The sequence below is a fragment of the Flavobacterium araucananum genome (assembly GCF_002222055.1).
Lineage (GTDB): Bacteria > Bacteroidota > Bacteroidia > Flavobacteriales > Flavobacteriaceae > Flavobacterium > Flavobacterium araucananum.
On the sequence record NZ_MUGS01000071.1, the window covers coordinates 1 to 20,379 of the forward strand.

18 protein-coding genes and 2 tRNA genes are annotated in these 20,379 nt (G+C 33.9%); 12 read left to right on the forward strand and 8 right to left on the reverse strand.

From position 1 onward, the window contains the following. The first annotated feature begins 251 nt into the window (after positions 1-251). Positions 252-1,280: a LacI family DNA-binding transcriptional regulator gene (locus B0A64_RS22990; protein WP_089481806.1), complete on the forward strand. Its 1,029-nt coding sequence runs from the start codon at positions 252-254 to the stop codon at positions 1,278-1,280. A gap of 34 nt (positions 1,281-1,314) precedes the next feature. Here the strand turns inward: B0A64_RS22990 and B0A64_RS25645 are convergent, their stop codons facing one another. The 3 genes from B0A64_RS25645 to polA form a co-directional block, all read right to left on the reverse strand. After that, positions 1,315-1,551: a hypothetical protein gene (locus tag B0A64_RS25645; protein ID WP_244285476.1), complete on the reverse strand. Its 237-nt coding sequence runs from the start codon at positions 1,549-1,551 to the stop codon at positions 1,315-1,317. Between the two features lie 95 nt (positions 1,552-1,646). Then, complete coding sequence (locus B0A64_RS22995) at positions 1,647-2,429, reverse strand: hypothetical protein (RefSeq protein WP_244285477.1); 783 nt, start codon at positions 2,427-2,429, stop codon at positions 1,647-1,649. 45 nt (positions 2,430-2,474) lie between these two features. Beyond that, positions 2,475-5,315, reverse strand: a complete 2,841-nt coding sequence (polA, locus tag B0A64_RS23000) for a DNA polymerase I (protein WP_089481807.1) — start codon at positions 5,313-5,315, stop codon at positions 2,475-2,477. Positions 5,316-5,650: 335 nt separating this feature from the next. On the opposite strand from polA, the gene B0A64_RS23005 reads away from it, so the two are divergent. From B0A64_RS23005 to B0A64_RS23035, 7 genes are all read left to right on the forward strand, one after another. Then, positions 5,651-5,869 (forward strand): hypothetical protein, encoded by a 219-nt coding sequence (locus B0A64_RS23005; RefSeq protein WP_089481808.1) that lies wholly within the window; start codon positions 5,651-5,653, stop codon positions 5,867-5,869. 49 nt (positions 5,870-5,918) lie between these two features. After that, positions 5,919-6,110 carry a hypothetical protein gene (locus B0A64_RS23010; protein ID WP_089481809.1) on the forward strand — a complete coding sequence of 64 codons (192 nt, stop codon included), beginning with the start codon at positions 5,919-5,921 and terminating at the stop codon, positions 6,108-6,110. A 211-nt stretch (positions 6,111-6,321) separates the two neighbouring features. Beyond that, on the forward strand, positions 6,322-6,996 hold the full coding sequence (locus tag B0A64_RS23015) for a response regulator transcription factor (protein WP_089481810.1): 675 nt from the start codon (positions 6,322-6,324) through the stop codon (positions 6,994-6,996). 10 nt (positions 6,997-7,006) lie between these two features. Then, positions 7,007-8,344, forward strand: coding sequence for a sensor histidine kinase (locus B0A64_RS23020; RefSeq protein WP_244285478.1), 1,338 nt, complete (start codon positions 7,007-7,009; stop codon positions 8,342-8,344). Positions 8,345-8,450: 106 nt separating this feature from the next. Continuing rightward, positions 8,451-8,639, forward strand: coding sequence for a hypothetical protein (locus tag B0A64_RS23025; RefSeq protein ID WP_089481831.1), 189 nt, complete (start codon positions 8,451-8,453; stop codon positions 8,637-8,639). A 178-nt stretch (positions 8,640-8,817) separates the two neighbouring features. Further along, a complete protein-coding gene (locus tag B0A64_RS23030) occupies positions 8,818-10,053 on the forward strand; it encodes a metallophosphoesterase (protein ID WP_089481811.1) in 1,236 nt (411 codons plus the stop codon). Between the two features lie 74 nt (positions 10,054-10,127). Beyond that, entirely contained in the window at positions 10,128-10,430 is a 303-nt protein-coding gene (locus tag B0A64_RS23035) for a thioredoxin family protein (RefSeq protein WP_007803883.1), read from the forward strand. A 29-nt stretch (positions 10,431-10,459) separates the two neighbouring features. Here B0A64_RS23035 and B0A64_RS23040 read toward each other — a convergent pair whose 3' ends face one another. Continuing rightward, positions 10,460-11,095, reverse strand: coding sequence for a polysaccharide deacetylase family protein (locus B0A64_RS23040; RefSeq protein ID WP_089481812.1), 636 nt, complete (start codon positions 11,093-11,095; stop codon positions 10,460-10,462). 92 nt (positions 11,096-11,187) lie between these two features. Then, positions 11,188-14,469 carry a glycosyltransferase family 117 protein gene (locus tag B0A64_RS23045; RefSeq protein WP_089481813.1) on the reverse strand — a complete coding sequence of 1,094 codons (3,282 nt, stop codon included), beginning with the start codon at positions 14,467-14,469 and terminating at the stop codon, positions 11,188-11,190. Between the two features lie 246 nt (positions 14,470-14,715). On the opposite strand from B0A64_RS23045, the gene B0A64_RS23050 reads away from it, so the two are divergent. Then, positions 14,716-14,786, forward strand: a tRNA-Gln gene (locus tag B0A64_RS23050). Between the two features lie 97 nt (positions 14,787-14,883). Beyond that, positions 14,884-14,954 (forward strand) — tRNA-Gln (locus B0A64_RS23055). 180 nt (positions 14,955-15,134) lie between these two features. Here B0A64_RS23055 and B0A64_RS23060 read toward each other — a convergent pair. The 3 genes from B0A64_RS23060 to B0A64_RS23070 all read right to left on the reverse strand — a co-directional run bounded on the left by B0A64_RS23060 (position 15,135) and on the right by B0A64_RS23070 (position 18,444). Next, positions 15,135-15,941 carry a helix-turn-helix domain-containing protein gene (locus tag B0A64_RS23060; RefSeq protein ID WP_089481814.1) on the reverse strand — a complete coding sequence of 269 codons (807 nt, stop codon included), beginning with the start codon at positions 15,939-15,941 and terminating at the stop codon, positions 15,135-15,137. Positions 15,942-16,009: 68 nt separating this feature from the next. After that, complete coding sequence (locus B0A64_RS23065) at positions 16,010-17,425, reverse strand: aldehyde dehydrogenase family protein (RefSeq protein WP_089481815.1); 1,416 nt, start codon at positions 17,423-17,425, stop codon at positions 16,010-16,012. A gap of 194 nt (positions 17,426-17,619) precedes the next feature. After that, positions 17,620-18,444 carry a universal stress protein gene (locus B0A64_RS23070; RefSeq protein WP_089481816.1) on the reverse strand — a complete coding sequence of 275 codons (825 nt, stop codon included), beginning with the start codon at positions 18,442-18,444 and terminating at the stop codon, positions 17,620-17,622. 175 nt (positions 18,445-18,619) lie between these two features. Between B0A64_RS23070 and rimP the strand changes: the two genes are divergently transcribed. After that, the gene (gene rimP / locus B0A64_RS23075) at positions 18,620-19,084 is read left to right on the forward strand and encodes a ribosome assembly cofactor RimP (RefSeq protein ID WP_165769867.1); all 465 of its coding nucleotides are present in this window, start codon (positions 18,620-18,622) and stop codon (positions 19,082-19,084) included. Between the two features lie 13 nt (positions 19,085-19,097). Further along, positions 19,098-20,345 (forward strand): transcription termination factor NusA, encoded by a 1,248-nt coding sequence (nusA, locus tag B0A64_RS23080; protein WP_041516381.1) that lies wholly within the window; start codon positions 19,098-19,100, stop codon positions 20,343-20,345. Positions 20,346-20,379 lie beyond the last annotated feature (34 nt).

The following is a 20,379-nucleotide window of genomic DNA, read 5'->3' on the forward strand; positions in this document are numbered from 1 at the left end:
CTCCTTCTGTTATTCAATGAAGGGTCAACTTCATGAATTTTAACTTCGTTTTTCATAATCAAGGTTTTTAAAAAAGGTTAATAACATGTATTAAGTTATTCACGAAATTTTATGAGATGCGGTTTTGGAAAATCGAAGTATTTTAAAATTATTTTAAAAAGACCCTATAAATTCAAATACTGGTAGGTGTTTTTTGTTTTATTTTAGGTAATTCTACTATATTTGTATTAATTACATAAAATTATTTTTAAATGAAAGCTAAAGCAACTCTAAAACAAATTGCGAAAGAACTTGGTGTTTCTGTATCGACAGTTTCTAAGGCACTAAATGATAGCCCGGAAATTAGCGAGCAAACGAAGGTGAAGATTAAGGAGTATGCCAAACTCAAAAATTATAAACCCAACGTAATTGGTCTTAATTTGAAGAATCGTAAGACTAAAACGATAGGTGTAATTATACCTAATATATTGAACTCCTTTTTTGCAAAGGTTTTTAGTGGGATCGAAAAAGTAGCCGATAAAAAAGGATACAATGTAATCACGTGTATTTCGAATGAGTCTTTAGAGAAAGAAATTCATACACTTGAAATGTTAAGTAACGGAACAATTGACGGTTTTATCTTGTCTGTTTCTGAAGAAGCACAAAAATTACAGGACTTTAGCCATTTCTCTGCCATTATAAATGACGGAACTCCAATTGTGATGTTTGACCGTATTGCAGATGAAGTAGAATGTGATAAAGTGGTCGTTGATGATTTTGACTCCGCTTTAAATTCAACACAACACTTAATTAATTTAGGATGTAAAAATATAGCCTTAATTTCTTCTGTTGATAATTTAAGTGTTGGAAAATTAAGAGCTGACGGATATTTGAAAGCTTTGGCAGACAATAATATTCCGGTAAACGAAAAAATCATTATTCGTACCGATTCTGAAGAGGATATGAAGAGCAAAATTGATGCACTTTTTGATCATAAAATTGATGCAATTTTTGCTTTGGATGAAAATGATTCAGTTGCCGCTTTACGTGTAAGTTTGAAAAAAGGGTATAATGTTCCGGAGGATATTTCGATTATAGGTTTTGCTGACGGAATTTTAGCATCAAGACGTTTGTCGCCAAGTTTAACAACAGTTAGCCAGCACGGAATAGAAATTGGAGAAGTTGCAGCCAAACTATTAATAAAACGTTTAGAAGAGTCTGAAGAAGAAACTTCAGATTATGAAACGATCGTCATCAAGACAAAATTGAAAGAACGGGAATCAACAAGAAAATCTAAATAAACAAAAAACCATCAGCCGCTGCTGATGGTTTTTTTTATAAGGTGTAAGGAAATTTTGGGTTTTTGTATTTTCTTAATTTCTCAAAAGGAACTAAAAAAGATTCTTCGCAGGATCTTGCAGCCCTGTAAAAAATAGGTGTAAACTCGATTCCTTTCTCTGTATAGTTCCAGGAAGGGAAATCCCAATATTCCTCGTTGGTATAATCGCAAGGATCTTCATCGTCATTTTTTGGTTTTTCAAAATGCTCTCCAGAATTTATAACGGCAAGCAATTTGGGGGCAAAGTAAGTACTTCTATAAGTGGAATATTTCGAAAAATCACTCTCTTTCTCGGTTGTTGCGCTTTTGTCAAAAGCAATAATGTCGTCTATGTCATAATTTTACCATTATTAAGGTCTAATAAAAAACCACTGCTGCCAAAATCAGGATGAGCGCCTCCGCAGTAATAAGAACTCGAAATCTCAAAACCTAATAAATTGGAATTCAAAAAGTTTACAGTTGCGTTTCCTTCGATTCCTTTTCCTTCACTGTATTCAAAAGACGAAGAACAATTGAGTTGATCCAGCGTATTTTGAATGTGAATTTTTTCCAAAATCGGATTTATAACAGATTTGTTTTTGTCCGAAAAGTTATTTCCGATCCTGAAAAATTCTGAGTCACAATGTTTCTCAGAATACCAAACAAATTCTTTGTTGTTATAAACGGTCGTTTTCTGTTTTTTAAACTCTAAAAACTTACACTTTACACGATTTAATTTATCATCAGCATAATATTTATCCAAATTTGCTCTGTAATTAGAGAAATCTACTGATCGCATTTGTACCGGGAATTGTTTTCCTTTGGTATTGTACCAAGATCCTTCAAAGCTGGTACTTCCTGATTTTTTTAGATAGAATTTTTCAGTAATTATATCATTTGGTTTAAAATAGAATGTGAAAAGATCATTTTTTAAGTTTCCTTCCAGTTTGATATCCTTTAATGAATTCTGATAAAAATAAGTCGCACTTAGACTTGTTTCATTATCGGATTTGTAAACTTCAATTTTCATGAATATTTTACTTTTAGCCAGAGTTCCTTCTAAATAATAGGTTTCCTGACAAAAAGCCATTACAGAATAGAACATAAAAAAGAACAGAACACATTTTTTCATAAAATTGCCACAATGAATTAATCTAAAATTACCAATCTAAAATTATTAATGTGCTTCGAGCCAGTCTTTACCCATACCAAGTTCTACATCTAAAGGAACGCTCATTATAAATGCATTTTCCATTTCGTGTTTGATCATTGGCTGAATTTTTTCGAGTTCGTTGTTATGAACATCGAACACAAGCTCATCATGCACCTGAAGCAACATTTTAGATTTCCAGTTTTCTTCTTTTAGTTTTTTATGAATGTTGATCATCGCGATTTTAATCACATCGGCAGCACTTCCCTGAATTGGTGCGTTTACAGCATTTCGTTCCGCAGCACTACGTACTACGGCATTTGCCGAGTTGATATCTTTTAGGTAACGACGACGACCCAGAATTGTTTGTACATAACCTTTTTCACGAGCAAACTCTATTTGTTCGTTGATATAAGATCTTAATCTAGGGTATGTTTTGTAATAGGCTTCGATCAAAGCAGCACTTTCGCTGCGGGATAATGAGGTTTGATTGCTCAAACCAAAAGCAGAAACACCATATATAATACCAAAGTTTACAGTTTTGGCATTGCTTCTTTGTTCACGGGAAACTTCTTCCAATGGCACATCAAAAACTTTTGCAGCGGTTGCTTTATGAATGTCTTCTCCGTTCTGGAAAGCGGCAATCATATTTTCTTCCCCACTTAAAGCGGCAATAATTCTTAATTCTATTTGCGAGTAATCGGCAGATATTAAAGTATGATTTTCATCACGGGCGACAAAGGCTTTACGAATCTGGCGGCCTCTTTCGGTACGGATCGGGATGTTTTGCAAGTTTGGATTGTTTGAACTCAAACGTCCTGTTGCTGCAACAGTTTGCATATAATCGGTATGAACGCGTAATGTTTTTTTGTCGACTTGTTCCGGCAAAGCCAGGATATAAGTGCTTTGTAATTTTACCATTTGGCGCCAATCCAGAATTTCTTTTACGATTGGGTTGTCATTGGCCAAATACGTCAAAACTTCTTCTCCAGTCGCATATTGACCGGTTTTGGTTTTCTTTTGTTTTGCGCCGCCAATTTTCATTTTATCAAATAAGATATCTCCTAATTGTTTTGGAGAAGCGAGGTTGAATTTCTCGCCGGCAGTTTCGTATATTTTTTGTTCCAAAGATTTAATTTCAACATCCATTTCTTTAGACATTGCACTTAAAAACTCCACATCCAGACGAATTCCCTCCGTTTCCATGTCGGCTAAAACACTTACTAACGGAATTTCGATTTCGTCAAATAACTTTTTAGTTTCGGTTTTGTCTAATTCGGTTGTAAAAATTTCTTTTAATTGCAAAGTTATATCAGCATCCTCAGCGGCATATTCCTTGATTTCTTCAAGAGCTACATCACGCATTGTAATTTGATTTTTGCCTTTTTTACCAATTAAAGTTTCAATGGATTTTGGAGAATATTTTAAATAGGTTTCTGCCAGAATATCCATGTTATGACGCATATCCGGATTAATAAGGTAATGCGCAATCATGGTGTCAAAAAGTTTTCCCTTTACAACAACACCATAATTAGAAAGGATTTTAAGATCGTATTTTAAATTCTGACCAATTTTTTCGATACTTTCATTTTCAAAAAAGGGTTTAAATCGATCTGCTAAAGTTTGAGCTTCTTCCTGATTTTCCGGAAACGGAACATAAAATGCTTTTCCTTTTTCGTACGAGAAAGACATTCCTACCAGCTCAGCATGCAAAGCATCCAGACCAGTAGTTTCAGTATCAAAACAAACAGAAGTTTGCTTTTGTAAATTTTGTAAAAGTAGTTTTATACCTAGATCACCTTCGACAGCCTGATAGGAGTGAGGGGTGTTTTCTAAAGTGTTATAAAATGAAGTTCTGGTTTCAGTATCTTCATCTGTGGTTGCACCACCACCAAAGAGATCAAATTGCTCTTCATTTTTAGGTTGTGGTTTTTTGTATAATTTGGCATCTGGAGTATTGTTTGCCAATTCATTTCCGCCACCAACTTTAAACAGATTGTCAAATTGTTCTGCCATTCGTCTAAATTCCAATTCCTGAAAAATAGCATCTGTTTTTTCGATATCAGGACGTGAAAGCTCATAATCATCTTCATTAAAAACAACATCACAATCACATATAATAGTAGCCAGTTTTTTTGATAAAATTCCTTTTTCTTTATTGGCTTCAATGTTTTCTTTCATTTTGCCTTTTAGCAAATGTGTATTGTCAAGCAGGTTCTCCATAGAACCAAACTCTTTCAGGAACTTCTTTGCAGTAACTTCTCCCACACCCGGTAATCCCGGAATATTATCGACAGCATCTCCCATCATACCCAGAAAATCGATTACTTGCTCGGGTTTCTCGATTTCAAATTTTGCCAGAACCTCAGGAACGCCCCAGATTTCGATACCATTTCCCATTCGGGCTGGCTTGTACATGAATATATTTTCAGAAACTAATTGTGCAAAATCTTTATCAGGTGTTACCATAAAGACTTTGTAGTTTTCTTTTTCAGCTTGTTTGGCAATTGTTCCAATCAAATCATCGGCTTCGCAACCTTCTATTTCAATAATAGGAATGTGCATTGCTTTTAATAAATCCTGAATATATGGAATAGCAATTTTAATCGCTTCCGGAGTAGCATCACGGTTTGCTTTGTATTCTGTAAACATTTCGGTCCTTACATGACTTCCGCCTTTATCGAAAGCTACGGCCAAATGATCTGGTTTTTCACGTTTTATAACATCCAAAAGCGAGTTCATGAATCCCATAATCGCAGACGTATCCATTCCTTTTGAATTGATTCTCGGATTCTTTATGAAGGCATAATAACCACGAAAAATTAAAGCGTAAGCATCGAGAAGGAAAAGACGTTTTTGAGTTGACATAAAAAAAATATTAGTCTGTAAAAATAAACAATTGGGTTTAAAAAATGATTCGGTTCTGAAAAATAAACACAAATTTAAAATGAGAATTGTTTTCTATCCTATATGTAGAGGCGTACAGCATTGCGTCTATGATTTAGAAGGACTTTATGATGATAAGATTGTTTGTATTCTATAAAAGACGCACTGCTGTGCGTCTCTATAGGGTAGAAAGATCCCTGAATAGTTAATGTCAAGTTAAAATATTTATGTAAGAGGATTTCTTCATTTTGTCTTCATATTACAGGGGTACATTTGATCTATAAAAATAAAGGATATTAATTTAAATATTAGAAATCATGAGAAATTTATTGCTATTATTAGTTGCAGTTTTAGGAACAAGCACTATGGTTAATGCGTTTCCTGTAGTTGTAAAAGTTGGTCCTGCTAAAGAAATAAAAGCGGTTCCTGCAAAAGAAGTTAAAGCTACAAAACATTCTAAAAATAAATCTGGTAAAAAAGTTAAATCAGAAAAAAGCGTAGCTCCAAAAACAGAAGCTCCAAAAGTAAAAAAATAAAAAAAGGTTATTATAAAATAAAAGGTCATTAATTTAAAATTTAAAAGTCATGAAAAATTTATTTATCGTATTAGCAGCAGTATTAGGAACAAGTGCAATGGTGAGTGCTCAGGCAACTCCAGCTCAAACAGCTCCGGCGAAAGAAGTTAAAGCAACAAAACATCACAAAAACAAAGCTGATAAAAAAGTAAAATCAGAAAAAAGCGAAGCTCCAAAAGCAGAAGCTACTAAAATGAAATAATTATAATTGTTTTTGTTTTGCTTTTTTAAGAAGTGTAAGGAGGCAAAACAGAAGTAATGATTATGAGAATGCAGATGGAGAAAGCTGGTAAAGAAATTTATCAGCTTTTTTTGATTCGTTATTTTTTTTATAATTTGCAACGAGGCTTTTTATAATTTGCAACGAGGCTTTTTATATTTGCTTAAATTTAGTTGCGCTTAAATGCTGTGTTATGAATATTCTAATTGTTGAAGATAATAAAGAACTTGCTGTCGAAGTTTATGATTTTTTATGCAACGTAGGTTACGTTTGCAAAATAGCGCATAATTGTAGCGATGCCTTAGAAGAAGTAAGTAGTAATGATTATGATGCAATGCTTCTTGATTTGGGTTTGCCTGACGGAGATGGTTTTGATGTTTTGAAAACTGTTCGAAAAACAAAATCAAAAATGGCAGTTATTGTACTTACAGCACGAGGCGAATTAGACGACAGAATAAATGGTTTGCATCTGGGTGCCGATGATTATTTGACCAAACCTTTTGCCTTAACAGAACTGAGTGCACGATTATTTGCTGTTATTCGCAGAATTCATGGTTTTACATTGAATAATTTAAGTATTCATGGATTTTTATTGCAATTGCAAGATTATAAAGTAAGTTATAATGAAATACCAATTAACCTTACCAAAAAGGAATTTGATATTTTTCAATATTTAGTGCTCAATAAAAACAGGGTAATTACCAGATTGCAATTAACAGAGCATATTTGGGGAGATATTCTGGAGGTCAATTCAGATTCTAATTTTATAGATGTTCATGTGCGAAACCTTCGAAAAAAACTGGATAAGCATACGACTATAGATTGGTTTGAAACGGTTAGAAATGTTGGTTATCGTATTAATGAATAAATAAAGGATTGTGAAAATAAAGCATCAACTGGCTATTTTTAATGCGCTAACGCGATTGTTGGTGATTTTGGTTTTATGGCTGATGCTGCCTATTTTGGTCGAAAATGTAGTTTATGGACACATAAATAATGGACTGCTGGAAAAAAAGAAGAAATTCATTGATCATTTAGACCGAAATGAAATTAATGATTTTATCGAAAATTCAGATGATTCGACAGAAACATATTCGCAATTTTCTACCCTGCACAGTGAGTTTTTGGTACTTTCGAAATCTCCGGTTAAAAAAAATCAAAAGAAAGATATTTTTACCAATGAATATCGCATTATCGAGGGCGAAGAAAATGAATACAGAATCCTGCAATATCATTTTACATTCGATAATCAGGGCTATCAGCTAGAAATAGGAAGTAGTCTTGGAGAAGTTAGGGACCTTACCTTTATCATTAAGTTTTTTATCATAATTGTTTTTGTGGTTATCCTGTTGATTACATTTTTGGCAGATACTTTTTATATCGAATATTTGCTCAAGCCTTTCTATAAAATTATCGATACAAAAATAAGGCGGGTCAATGAGCCGGAAGCTTTTGATCATACACCAATAAAGGCGAGGTCAAGAGATTTCAGGGAACTTGATTTTGTTTTAAACCAAATGATGGATCGTATTGCGGAACTTTTTAAAAAAGAGAAACAGTTTATTTCGAATGTGTCGCACGAATTGCTTACGCCAATTGCTTTGCTAAAAAACAAGTTCGAAAATTTGCTGCAAAATGATTCTCTGGATGATAATGCTTTTGATAAAATTGCAGGTTCGCTAAGAACCTTAGATATGCTAAAAAAAATAATCAATAATCTATTGTTGATTTCCAGAATAGAAAACAATCAGTACGAAGCAAATGAAGACATAAATTTTCATGAGATTATTACAGATCTGCAAGAGGATTTGCAGGACAGAATAGAGGATAGGGAAATTGAGTTTTTGAATAAAATGCAGCACAATTTTAGTTTTACGGGAAATAAAACGCTCATTCATATCCTGATTTATAACCTGGTTACAAATGCCATAAAATACAATAAGCCAAAAGGGAGTATTGTTGTCGAAGATGGTTTTCTGGAGCACAACTATTTTATTTCGATAACTGATTCCGGTATTGGTATGAATATTTTTCAAATCGAGAATATATTCAAGAGGTTTGCCAGAATTAGTTCAGATCAGGATGGTCAGGGATTAGGTCTTGCTATTGCTGATAGTATTGCCTCTTTTCATCATATCGAAATAAAAGTTACGTCTGAGATAAATGTGGGTACAGCCTTTCTATTGTTGTTTCCGGAGGCTCTAAAACCCAATTAAAAGTTAATTTTTTCAGGGCACTATAATCTTCATTTAATCTTCATTTAACAAGTATATCTTTGAGGTATAATAAATGAAAATAATAATAATCATAAAACTACAAATCATGAAAAAATTAGTAATGTTAGCAGTAGCTATCTTAGGAACAACTGCAATGGTAAGCGCTCAAACAACTCCAGCTCAAACAACTCCTGTAAAAGAAGCAAAAGCTCCTAAAAAAGACAAAAAAGCAGACAAAAAAGCTAAAAAAGCAGAGGCGAAAGCAGAAGCTGCAAAACCAGAAGCTAAAAAATAAAACGACATAGGTTTGCAAATGTAAACCGTGTTGTGGATTATAAAGGTTTTAAAAAATTTGGTAGAGAAAAAGCTGGTAGAGAAATCTATCAGCTTTTTGTTATTATTTGAGTTAAAATTTTGATAATAAAAAGCGATACAATTTTCATTCTTTGTTACTTTGCTTAAAACTATAAATAATGATCTTACGTTTTGTAATTCTATGTGCTCTTTTTTTATTTATTGAGTTCTATTCTTATCAAGCCATTCGTACTTTAATCAAATTAAGATGGGTCTTGGTAAGTTATCAGATTATAAGTGTACTACTTTTAATCTTTATCATTTACTCTATCACACAGTTTGATCGTTCTATAGGACAAACCAAACAAACCATGTTTACAATGGGTTTGATGTTATTGGTTTATGTTCCAAAAATTGTAATTACACTGATTTTATTGGGTGAAGATATCTTTAGACTGGGAGCCGGAATCTTAAATTATTTCATGTACAATGCGTCTCGCGGGGAAATAATGCCAGATAGACGAAAGTTTATAAGTCAAATTGCTTTGGGCTTGGCGGCTGTGCCTTTTTTATCATTGATTTATGGAATTTTTGAAGGAAAATATAATTTTAAAGTAATTAAACAAACTGTGTTTTTTCCGGATTTGCCAGATGCTTTTGATGGTTTCAGAATTACGCAGATTTCAGATGTTCATAGCGGAAGCTTTGATAATCCCGAGAAAATAAATTATGCAATTGATTTAATTAATCAACAAGAAGCAGACATGATTTTGTTTACAGGAGATATTGTAAATACTCATGCCAAAGAAATGTATCCGTGGTTAGAGACTTTTAAGAGAATAAAAGATTATAAATATGGAAAATTCTCAGTTTTAGGAAACCATGATTATGGCGAATATGTTACCTGGCCTTCTGAAAAAGAAAAAGACGAAAATTTTCAGGCAATTAAAAATCTTTATGGACAAATAGGATTTGAATTATTGCTCAACGAACATACATACATTCAAAAAGGTGATGATAAAATTGCGCTTATTGGAGTAGAGAATTGGGGACAGAATTTTAAAAAAGCAGGAGATTTAAATAAAGCCTCTCAAAATGTGCATCAGGACGATTTTAAAGTCTTAATGAGCCATGATCCTAGTCATTGGGAGTATGAGATTAAAAACCATCCTAAAAACTTTCATTTAACGTTGTCCGGTCATACACATGGTATGCAATTTGGGATCGAAATACCGGGATATTTTAAATGGAGTCTGGCACAATATATTTACAAACAATGGGCGGGATTATACGAAAATGTTGGCCGATACGTTTATGTAAATCGCGGATTTGGTTTTCACGCCTATCCGGGACGAGTGGGTATTATGCCCGAAATAACAGTGATTGAACTAAAAAAAGGGAACAATGTGGCTTAATTCGTTAAAAATGCTACATTTGTATATAATTATCTCTTTTTAACAGATTAAAAAAGAATTAAATTTTTGGTTTTATGTCAAAATTTGGAGAACTTATAAATGCTCAGGTTCCGGTGTTAATTGATTTTTACACAGATTGGAACGAATCATCTGTATCGATGCATCCTGTTATTAAGGATGTTGCAGCTGCACTAGGCGATAAAGCCAAAGTGATTAAAATCGATGTGGATAAAAATCAGGAATTAGCAGAAGCATTACGTATTAAAGGACTTCCTACTTTAATGATTTACAAAGAAGGTCAAATGATCTGGAGACAGTCAGGAGAACTTGATGCAAATACAATTATCGGAATTGTCCAGGAACAATTCAGTTTATAAAAATAACTACTTCTTTTTTTTGCTATCGTTTAGTGAATAATATCAAATGTATATCCGTTTTCCTTTAAAAAATGTAACGTTTTAGGTAACGCAAATTTTAAATTAGGCGAAGCTTTTATGCTGTCATGAAATACAATTACACTTCCTGATTTTACATTTTTAGTAACGTTTTCAAGGCATTTTTCAGGCGTAATGCTCTGATCAAAATCAGCGCTTAAAACATCCCACATAATAATTTTGTACCCTAGTTTTCTCAGAATTTTGGACTGTGCTTTTTTTATTTTCCCGTAAGGCGGGCGAAATATAAGGTTGCATGTTTTTTCTTCTTCTAAAACAGCAGCGCAGTTTTTTACATTTTCTATGTAGTCGTTATTGCTGCTTTTCCAGCCATTAATGTGATTCATCGTGTGGTTTCCGATAGAGTGACCCTCGGTAATTAGTTTTTCGAATAAAGCTAAATTGGCTTTTATGTTTTTCCCAATACAGAAGAAAGTAGCTTTTGCGTCAAACTTTTTTAACTCAGATAAGACCCAATCTGTAATCTCCGGGGTTGGGCCATCATCAAACGTGAGGTATATTTTCTTTTCATTGTTTGGAATGTCCCAACAATATTTAGAAAACACCGTTTTTATGAATGAATTAGTTTTTACCCAATAAAAGCTCATCTTAAATTGATTTACAGATATGTAAAATTAAAAAATGCAGCGCTATTTATCAAATAGTGCTGCATTTTTTTAATTGCTATGTTTTTCGTATATTATTCTTTTTCTCTTCCAAAACGTTCAAACACATTTACATAAGTATTAAATGTTGTTTTGTGTTTTTCGTAGAAAGCAAGATCTTTATGGGTTTTCATAACTTGCAATAAGCTTCTGTAGCGTTCAATGTCAGTAATGATATCAATAGCTAAGTCAGTTTGATCGCCTGGTGTTAAGGTCGCATAATAATTTAGGTCTTCTTTATATTTCTGAACTAATTTGTTTAGCAAATCCTGTGCTTTTGCAGTTTCTCCAACTTTATAATATCCTCCGGCAAATGGCTCTACCAAAGAGTAATATCCAAATTTGTCTAAAGGCATTTTTGTCATCGCTAAGTTAATAACGTTTTTAGCTTTATCAATTTTGCCTTCTGCGATAAGTTGGTCCATTAAACGCGATAAATTGGTACGGTAGGTTATGCTGTTTCTTCTGGTTTCAGGATCATGATAAATTTTATCACTATCACTATTGCCCCAGTCCCATTTCATTACAATGTCATACATTTTATCGGCATCAATTTGTCCCATATCCATTGGTCCGCCATCTTTAGAAGGCGTGTTTTTTACAGGTACTAATTTGTAAACCATTCCGTCTAATTGCAAATAATCTTTTAGCCATAAGTAATCCTCATCGTCAAAAGCACCTCCGCTAAAATAAATTGGTCTTTTCCAATTGTTGTTAGCAAGAATATCCAGCATCATTAAGCGATTTTTATACAAAGCGCTTCCTTTGATGTCGATATCCATATACGGTACGATAGAATTGTTGTATTTAGCATTAACAACCTTGTTTTTTATAATTAGAGCTTTGTCAACATTCAGTCTGATTTTATTAGTTGGATAAAAGTGAATCGTTTGTCCGTTTTGTAAACCTACAGTCGATTTTGGATTTTTAATAAAATCAATGAAATCGTTGATGTTCCAGCGCGTTTCAATTTTTTGAATATAAGCTACATAATCCAGTTTATCACCCACATATTGATCATGTGTAAAAGATATGGGTAGAGGATCAGACTCATAAGCTTTTGCTTTCATCTGATCAATATACCAATCCGTCATGAACAAGCTCGTATTTACGATCTTAACATCGGTCCTGATGTGTTCAATTTCTTGTGCATACCATAACGGGAATGTATCATTGTCTCCAATAGTAAATAAAATAGCATTTTTATCGCAAGAATTTAAATAAGCTTTGGCCATTGCAACCGCAGTATATTTTCCTGATCTGTCATGATCGTCCCAGTTTTGAGAAGCCATTAAAACGGGAGCGGCTAATAAACCTGCTGCAATAATAACCGGACCGGCAATTTTAGGGGCGATATATTTCTGGATGCTTTCATAGAGCGAATAAACTCCAAATCCTATCCAGATTGCAAACACATAAAAGGATCCTACAAGAGCATAATCTCTTTCTCGAGGTTCAAAAGGTCTCTCGTTTAAGTATATTTTTAAGGCAATTCCGGTGAATAAAAATAATGCCAAAAGCACATAAAAGCTTTTAAGGTCTTTATTGGCGTGATACATTAACCCAATAAGTCCTAAGATAAAAGGCAAGAAAAAGTAAACATTTCTTCCTTTGTTGTTTAAAACATCTGTTGGCAGATTATCTTGAGAGCCCAGGTGTAGCGAGTCAAGAGCTTTGATTCCGCTAATCCAGTTTCCGTCCAGGTTATCATATTTTCCCTGAACATCACTTTGGCGTCCAACAAAATTCCACATTAAATATCTCCAGTACATATATCCAAATTGGTATTCGAACATAAAACTGAAATTGTCTACTGCTGATGGTTTTTCGATAATTAAATAATCGCCATAGCTTTTTAAGAATTTAACGTAGCCTTCATTATCAATTTGTTTTTGAGAATAGGCTTTTCTAAACTCAGAAACCGTTTTTTCGACTTCATTTCGCAATTGAGCAGTGGCTTTATTGTATTCTTCTTCGCTTAACTGACTGGCATCAATACCATATTTTCCTAAATCCTGCTCGTAATCATAATTAGGATTTATCTTAAATTTAGGAGGGCTTGTAAAACTGATATAATTTTGAATATGTCCGGTTTCAGTACTCCACATTCTAGGCAAAATCGTTTTTTGATTGTCGTCTGTGTTCTGTTCCGCGTTTTTAAAATTATTGGTAATGATGTATTTACCTGTTTTATAATCTCGCTCGTAGTTAGGTTTTTTATCTAAATAAGGTGTTTTTGAATCAAGACCAGCAAAAACTTCTGTGTATTGTGGGCCGTAAAATAAAGGGTTTACCCCGTATTGCTCACGATTGTAATAAGCTAAAACCTCTGCGGCATCTGATGGTTTGTTCTCGTTAATGACAGTATTTGCGTTGGCACGAACCGGTAGCATCATCCAGGTAGAGAAACCAATAAAGATAAATAAGATGCAAAGAATGATGGTGTTATAGAAAACAAAGCCTTTTTGTTTGGTATATTTTAAACCAAAATAGAAAAAAGCAATTAAAACTAAGGCTACAAACAGGGTTCCTGAGTTAAAAGGTAATCCAATATTGTTTACCATGAAGACTTCAGTATCTGCAAATGCTTCCATGGTTAATGGTAATAGCAATTTGAAGATGAATAATAAAATACCAATTACGACAACATTCGCAATAAGGAAGTTTTTAATGGTAACTTTTTCATAATGCTTAAAATAGTAAAGAAATCCTATTGAAGGAATGGTTAGTAATGCCATAAAGTGAACTCCAAACGAAAGTCCTACTACAAGCGAAATAACTAACAACCATTTGTTTCCTTTAGGTTTGTCCATGTCTTGTTCCCAACGCAGGCCAAGCCAGAAAAGCAAGGCAATTAATAAAGAAGCCATTGCATAAACTTCGGCTTCAACGGCATTAAACCAAAAACTATCAGAGAAAGTGTAGGCAAGAGCTCCTACAAAAGAGCTTCCTAATATTACAATTGAATTGTTTTGATTAATTTCTGCAAATCGCTCTATAATTTTTTTCAAAATCATAGATGAAGACCAGAATAAAAACAAAATAGTAAAAGCACTTGAAAAAACAGACATCATATTAACCATCACGGCTACATGCTGAGCATCTATTGCAAACATCGCAAAAAAGGCTCCCATCATCTGGAATAAAGGAGCTCCGGGTGGGTGGCCAACTTCTAGTTTAGCTGCTGTGGCAATGTATTCGCCACAATCCCAAAAGCTCATAGTAGGTTCAACAGTTAAGGTGTAAGTAATTAAAGCGATTGCAAATGCAAACCAACCAATAATTGTATTCCATTTATTGAAATTGAATTGTGCCATATTTAGGTGTTATATTTATGTATGTTTTCTATCCTACAAAGAAAATGTTTTTTTGTTTAAAGAGAAGAGCATTAACAAAAAATTCTATAAAAGTATTTATGTAAAGTAATGTCTTGTTTGTGAAATACTTGCGTAAACGTTACAGGTTTCGAATAGAAAAAATGAAAAAAAAATCATCTTTTTTTATTAAAAAGTTTGCGCAAACTAAAAAAAGCTTTAAATTTGCACTCGCTTAAGCGCTTTTACTGGTCTATGGTGTAATGGTAACACAACTGTTTTTGGTGCAGTCTTTCAAGGTTCGAGTCCTTGTAGACCAACAAAAAAGCCTCTCATTCGGGAGGCTTTTTTTTTAGATTAAAAAGTTTGCGCAAACTAAATTTTTTTTTAAATTTGCACTCGCTTAAGCGCTTTTACTGGTCTATGGTGTAATGGTAACACAACTGTTTTTGGTGCAGTCTTTCAAGGTTCGAGTCCTTGTAGACCAACAAAAAGCCTCTCATTTGAGAGGCTTTTTTTATGTAATAAACTTAATGATTTTAACCACAAAGAGATCTAAGTTTTTATCTTATTCATTATGATTGCAATCGTAAAGTGCGCAAAGCTTTGTCAAGTGTGTTTTTTGATTCTTTGTGAGTAAATTCCAGGCTTGATCATAAAAGGTGTTGTTATTTAGAAAATAAAGAGGATGGAACCACACCGAATTTCTTTTTAAATGAAAATGAAAAATGAGACAGGTCTTCAAAGCCAACTCCGATATAAACGTCAGAGGGTGATTTTCCCTGATTAATTAAATAATGGGCTTCTTGTAGTCTTTTGTTCAGTAGCCATTTTCCGGGTGTGTCCTGGAATATTTTTTCAAAATCTCTTTTAAAAGTGGCTAAACTTCTTCCGGTGAGATAGGCAAAACGAGTAAGGTGAACGTTAAAATGGAAGTTCTTGTTCATAAAAGCTTCCAGATCAATTTTTCCAGGTTCGTTAAAGTCGAATAAAATATCTTTTAGTTCGGGGTTTACTTTGAGTAAAAGATGAACGGCTTCTTTTATCTTTAAATTAAATAAGGCTTCGTTGTTTTCCTGCTCTACTTCGAGATAGGATATAAGCGAATCCATGAAGGATTTGTAAAGTGAGTTGGGTGCTAATGACAGCATTGCTTCAGAATCTGATCTTTTGTTGATTTTAAAGTTGTATTCAGTGCTGATTTCGCGCAAAATTTCCTGATCTAAAAAAAGTGATATGGTTTTGAATTCACCTCCTTCCGGTGGGATTTTAACAAATTTGGCTAAATGATTTCTTCTGCTAAATCGAAAATCTCCTTCTTTTGAGTGATAGGTGTTTTTACTGTCTGAGGCTATCATTTCTCCCGAAATCTGATAGCTAAACACATGTTCGGGTATAAAATGCTCTCCCTCGCGGCTACGGGCAAAATAGCAGGAATAAAGTATTTTGGGTTTTGTGGTGGGTTTTGCTGTCATACTGTAAAGTTACTAAAAGATCCGGAAAGTCTTTTTGTATAAAGATTTCCGGATCTCCGGATGTGTGTTTATCTAATTAATGCTTTGGGTTCAAGATAGGCTTCAAGTCCTATTGTGCCAAATTCCCTGCCTATTCCGGATTGTTTAAATCCTCCAAAAGGTGCCATTGGGTCGTGACCAATTCCGTTTATTTGTATGCGTCCTGCATTTATTTGTGAAGCAATTTTGTGGGCTCTTTTTTCGTTCAAAGAACTTACGTAAGCTTGTAGTCCGTATGTAGTATCATTGGCGATTTCTATTGCTTCTTCTTCGGTTTTGTAGGTTATGACAGATAAAACCGGACCAAAAATTTCTTCTCTTGCAATTCGCATTTTATTGTTTACGTTGATAAAGACCGTTGGTTTTACAAAGTTTCCTTTTTCCAGTCCTTCCGGTTTTCCTAAACCTCCAATTAAGATTTCGGCTCCTTCGTCGATGCCAATCTGGATATAATTTTGAACACGCTCATATTGTTTGTTGCTTACCATTGGTCCAACTGCGGTTGTTTCGTTTTTTGGGTTGCCAACAATAGTGTTTGATACGATTTCTTTTATGAGTTTTTTTACCTCTTCAAGGCGGTTTTCCGGAACTAATAATCTTGTTCCGGCAATGCAGGCTTGTCCGTTATTCATGTAGGCGGCGCTTATGGCAAGCGGAATTGCTTCTGCAAAATTAGCATCGTCAAGAATAATATTGGGCGATTTTCCTCCAAGTTCCAATGTGACACGTTTCATGGTGTTTACTGCTTCTTTTGCGATAATTTTACCAACATTTGTAGATCCTGTAAAAGAGATTTTTGCAACATCGGGATTGCTGCTTATTTCTGCCCCAACAATTTCGCCCAATCCGTTAACGATATTGAAAACACCTTTTGGTAATCCTGCTTCATGGAGGCATTCTGTAATTAGCTGTGTTTGTTGTGCACTCATTTCGCTTGGTTTTATAACGGTAGTACATCCTGCGACTATTGCGGTAGAAAGTTTGCTGCAAATAAAGCCATTGCTTGAGTTCCATGGGATTATAATTCCTACTACGCCAAGCGGTGTCATTTGAACTTCAGATTCTCCCATTGTTTTGGTAAAGTCGTAAGTATTTAGAAGGTTAATGGCAGAGTCGAAACTTTTTAGCATATAAGTATAACTTATTGTAGCAAATTGTAGAGTTCCTCCGTATTCCTCAACCATTGTGTTAATGAATTCTTCTTTTCTTTTTTCGATAGCGGTTTGAATGTTTTTTAAATATTGAATTCTTTCGGCTTTTGAGGTTTTAGAAAAAGTTTTAAAAGTTTCTTTGGCTGCTGCAATAGCATTTTGCGTGTCTTTTTGGTTTCCTAAAATTACTTGTCCTAGTTTTTCATTTGTTACAGGGCTAATAAGGTCAAAATATTCTGTTCCCTGAGAAGTAATGAATTCACCGTTTATGTAAATTTTGTCTATTGTTTTCATGTTATAATTATTTAAGATTTTATTGGACAAAGTTATGGATTAAACATGCTGTTGACTTTGTTGTAAAGCTCAAATGAACTTTGTTAAAAAGCTCAAATAAAAAAACATTTCAGGGAGGGTAATCTTGTCTGAAAGAGCATAAAAAAAGCCTCTCGGTAGAGAAGCTTTTGTATTTGTATTGTTCGAAAAATAGTTTAGATCTTGAATGTTATAACGGGTTTTACAGCATGATTGACTAGGCCTTCGCTGATACTTCCGTTAAAAAAGTGTGCAAAACCAGTTCTTCCGTGCGTGCACATTCCGATGATATCTGCATTTATGCTGTTTGAAAAATTGATAATTCCTTTTTCAATATTGGTATCGTTGTAAATGTGTGTTGAGTAATTAGCAAGATTAAATTCTGTTATAAAATCAGTCATCGCTTTTTCTGCCACGTGAGTTGGTTTAAAACTGTTTGGAGTGCAGATGGTGACAAGATGTATTTTGGAGCCGAAAAACTTGGTAAAGTTTAGTAGTTTTTCGAAAGGTTTTTTGGCTTCGTCTGAAAAATCAGATGCAAAGACGATATTTGATGCGTCGAAATTTGCAATGTCTTTTTTGATGACTAATACCGGAATTTCGGAGTTGCGAACAACTTTTTCAGTATTTGATCCAATTAGTAATTCTTCAATGCCTGAAGAACCGTGAGATCCCATTATGATTAAGTCTACGTCGTAATCTTTGCTGACTTGCGAAATGCCATGAATTGGTTTGTCCATTTTTACAATTTCAGTAACAGGAATTTCGTCTAAGTAGGGTCTTGATGAAATTTCGTCCAGCATTTCGTTGGCTTTTTTCATAAAAAGCATGGTTTCAGGAATGCTTGCGCCTCCCAGAACAGCATCGTTCATCTGGCTTGGTAATTCAAGCATGTGCAATACGATGATTTCGGAGTTATTTTTTTTAGCAATTTGAGCAGCGACTTTTAGGGCGTCTTCCGCATGTTCAGAGAAGTCAGTAGGTACTAGAATTCGTTTCATAGCTTTTTGGGTTAAATAATGTGAAATTCTGTTATTTTAATGCTCTTATAAAGATAAGAAATATTTTTAGAGCAATCTATTTATTTTGATTTATAAAAAAAACACTATATTTGCACCGTTATTTATTAAAATCTAAATAATGAGGGGACTAAGTGTCCCCTCTTTTTATAAAATTATGACATTTAAAGAAAAAGTAAACGGATTAATTGCGGAAGCTCTTTTAGAAAAGCCATCTATATTTTTGATTGATCTGGCTATTTCAGATTCTTTCAAGATTAGTGTAGGTTTAGACGGGGATAATGGAGTGGCGTTGCAGGATTGTATCGATGTAAGTCGTGCAGTCGAGAATAATCTGGATCGTGAAGAACAGGATTTTTCGCTTGAAGTAGCATCGGTTGGAGTAGGATCGCCATTGAAATTAACAAGGCAGTACATAAAAAATATTGGTAGAACATTGATTGTTACTACAAATAATGAAAAAATTGAAGCAGAATTAGTAGAAGCTAACGATGTTTTTATAATTTTGTCTTGGAAAGCGAGAGAACCGAAAAAAGTAGGAAAAGGAAAAGAAACAGTTCAAAAAGAGCAACAAATACCTTATACAGAAATTAAAGAGGCAATTGTTACAGTAACATTTTAATTAAAGAATTCGCATGGAAAATTTAGCATTAATCGATTCATTCTCAGAGTTTAAGGATAATAAACTTATTGATCGTGTAACGCTTATGGCAATTTTAGAGGATGTGTTTAGAAATGCATTGAAGAAAAAATACGGTTCTGATGATAACTTTGACATCATTATAAATCCTGATAAAGGAGATATGGAGATTTGGAGAAGAAGAGTAATCGTTGCTGACGAAGATCTTGATTTTGAGAACGAAGAAATTACCTTGACTGAAGCAAGAATGATCGAAGCGGATTTTGAAATTGGTGAAGAAGTTTCTGAAGAAGTTAAATTGATTGACTTAGGAAGAAGAGCTATCCTGGCTTTGCGTCAAAACTTAATATCTAAAATTCACGAACACGATAATACAAATCTTTATAAACAATTTAAAGATATTATTGGTGATATTTATACTGCCGAAGTGCACCATGTTCGCCCAAGAGTTGTAATTTTGGTCGATGATGAAGGAAATGAAATTGTGCTTCCAAAAGAAAAACAAATTCCATCTGACTTTTTCCGTAAAGGAGATAATGTTCGCGGAATTATTGAAAGCGTTGAGTTAAAAGGAAATAAACCTCAAATTATTATGTCCAGAACTTCAGAGAAGTTTTTGGAGAAATTGTTTGAACAGGAAATTCCGGAAGTATTCGACGGTTTGATTACAGTTAAAAATGTAGTGCGTATTCCAGGTGAAAAAGCAAAAGTAGCTGTGGATTCTTATGATGATAGAATTGATCCGGTGGGAGCTTGTGTTGGTATGAAAGGATCTCGTATCCACGGAATTGTTCGTGAATTAGGAAACGAAAATATCGACGTAATCAACTATACAAGTAATATTCAATTGTTTATTACAAGAGCATTAAGCCCTGCAAAAGTTTCTTCAATCAAAATTGATGAAGAAAACAAAAGAGCTGAAGTATTCTTGAAATTAGAAGAAGTTTCTAAAGCAATTGGTAGAGGAGGTCATAATATAAAATTGGCGGGTCAGCTAACAGGCTACGAGCTAGATGTTATCAGAGAAGGTGATGTTGCTAGTGGCGAAGATGATGACGTTGAGTTAACAGAGTTTTCAGATGAAATTGAAGGCTGGGTTATCGAAGAATTTGCAAAAATTGGTTTAGATACAGCTAGAAGTATCTTAAAGCAAGAAGTAGAAGATTTAGTAAGAAGAACAGATTTAGAAGAGGAAACTATTCTTGATGTTATGAAAATACTAAAAGAAGAGTTTGATAGCTAGTTATCTGCTCTAACAACACAACGAAAAAGGTAAT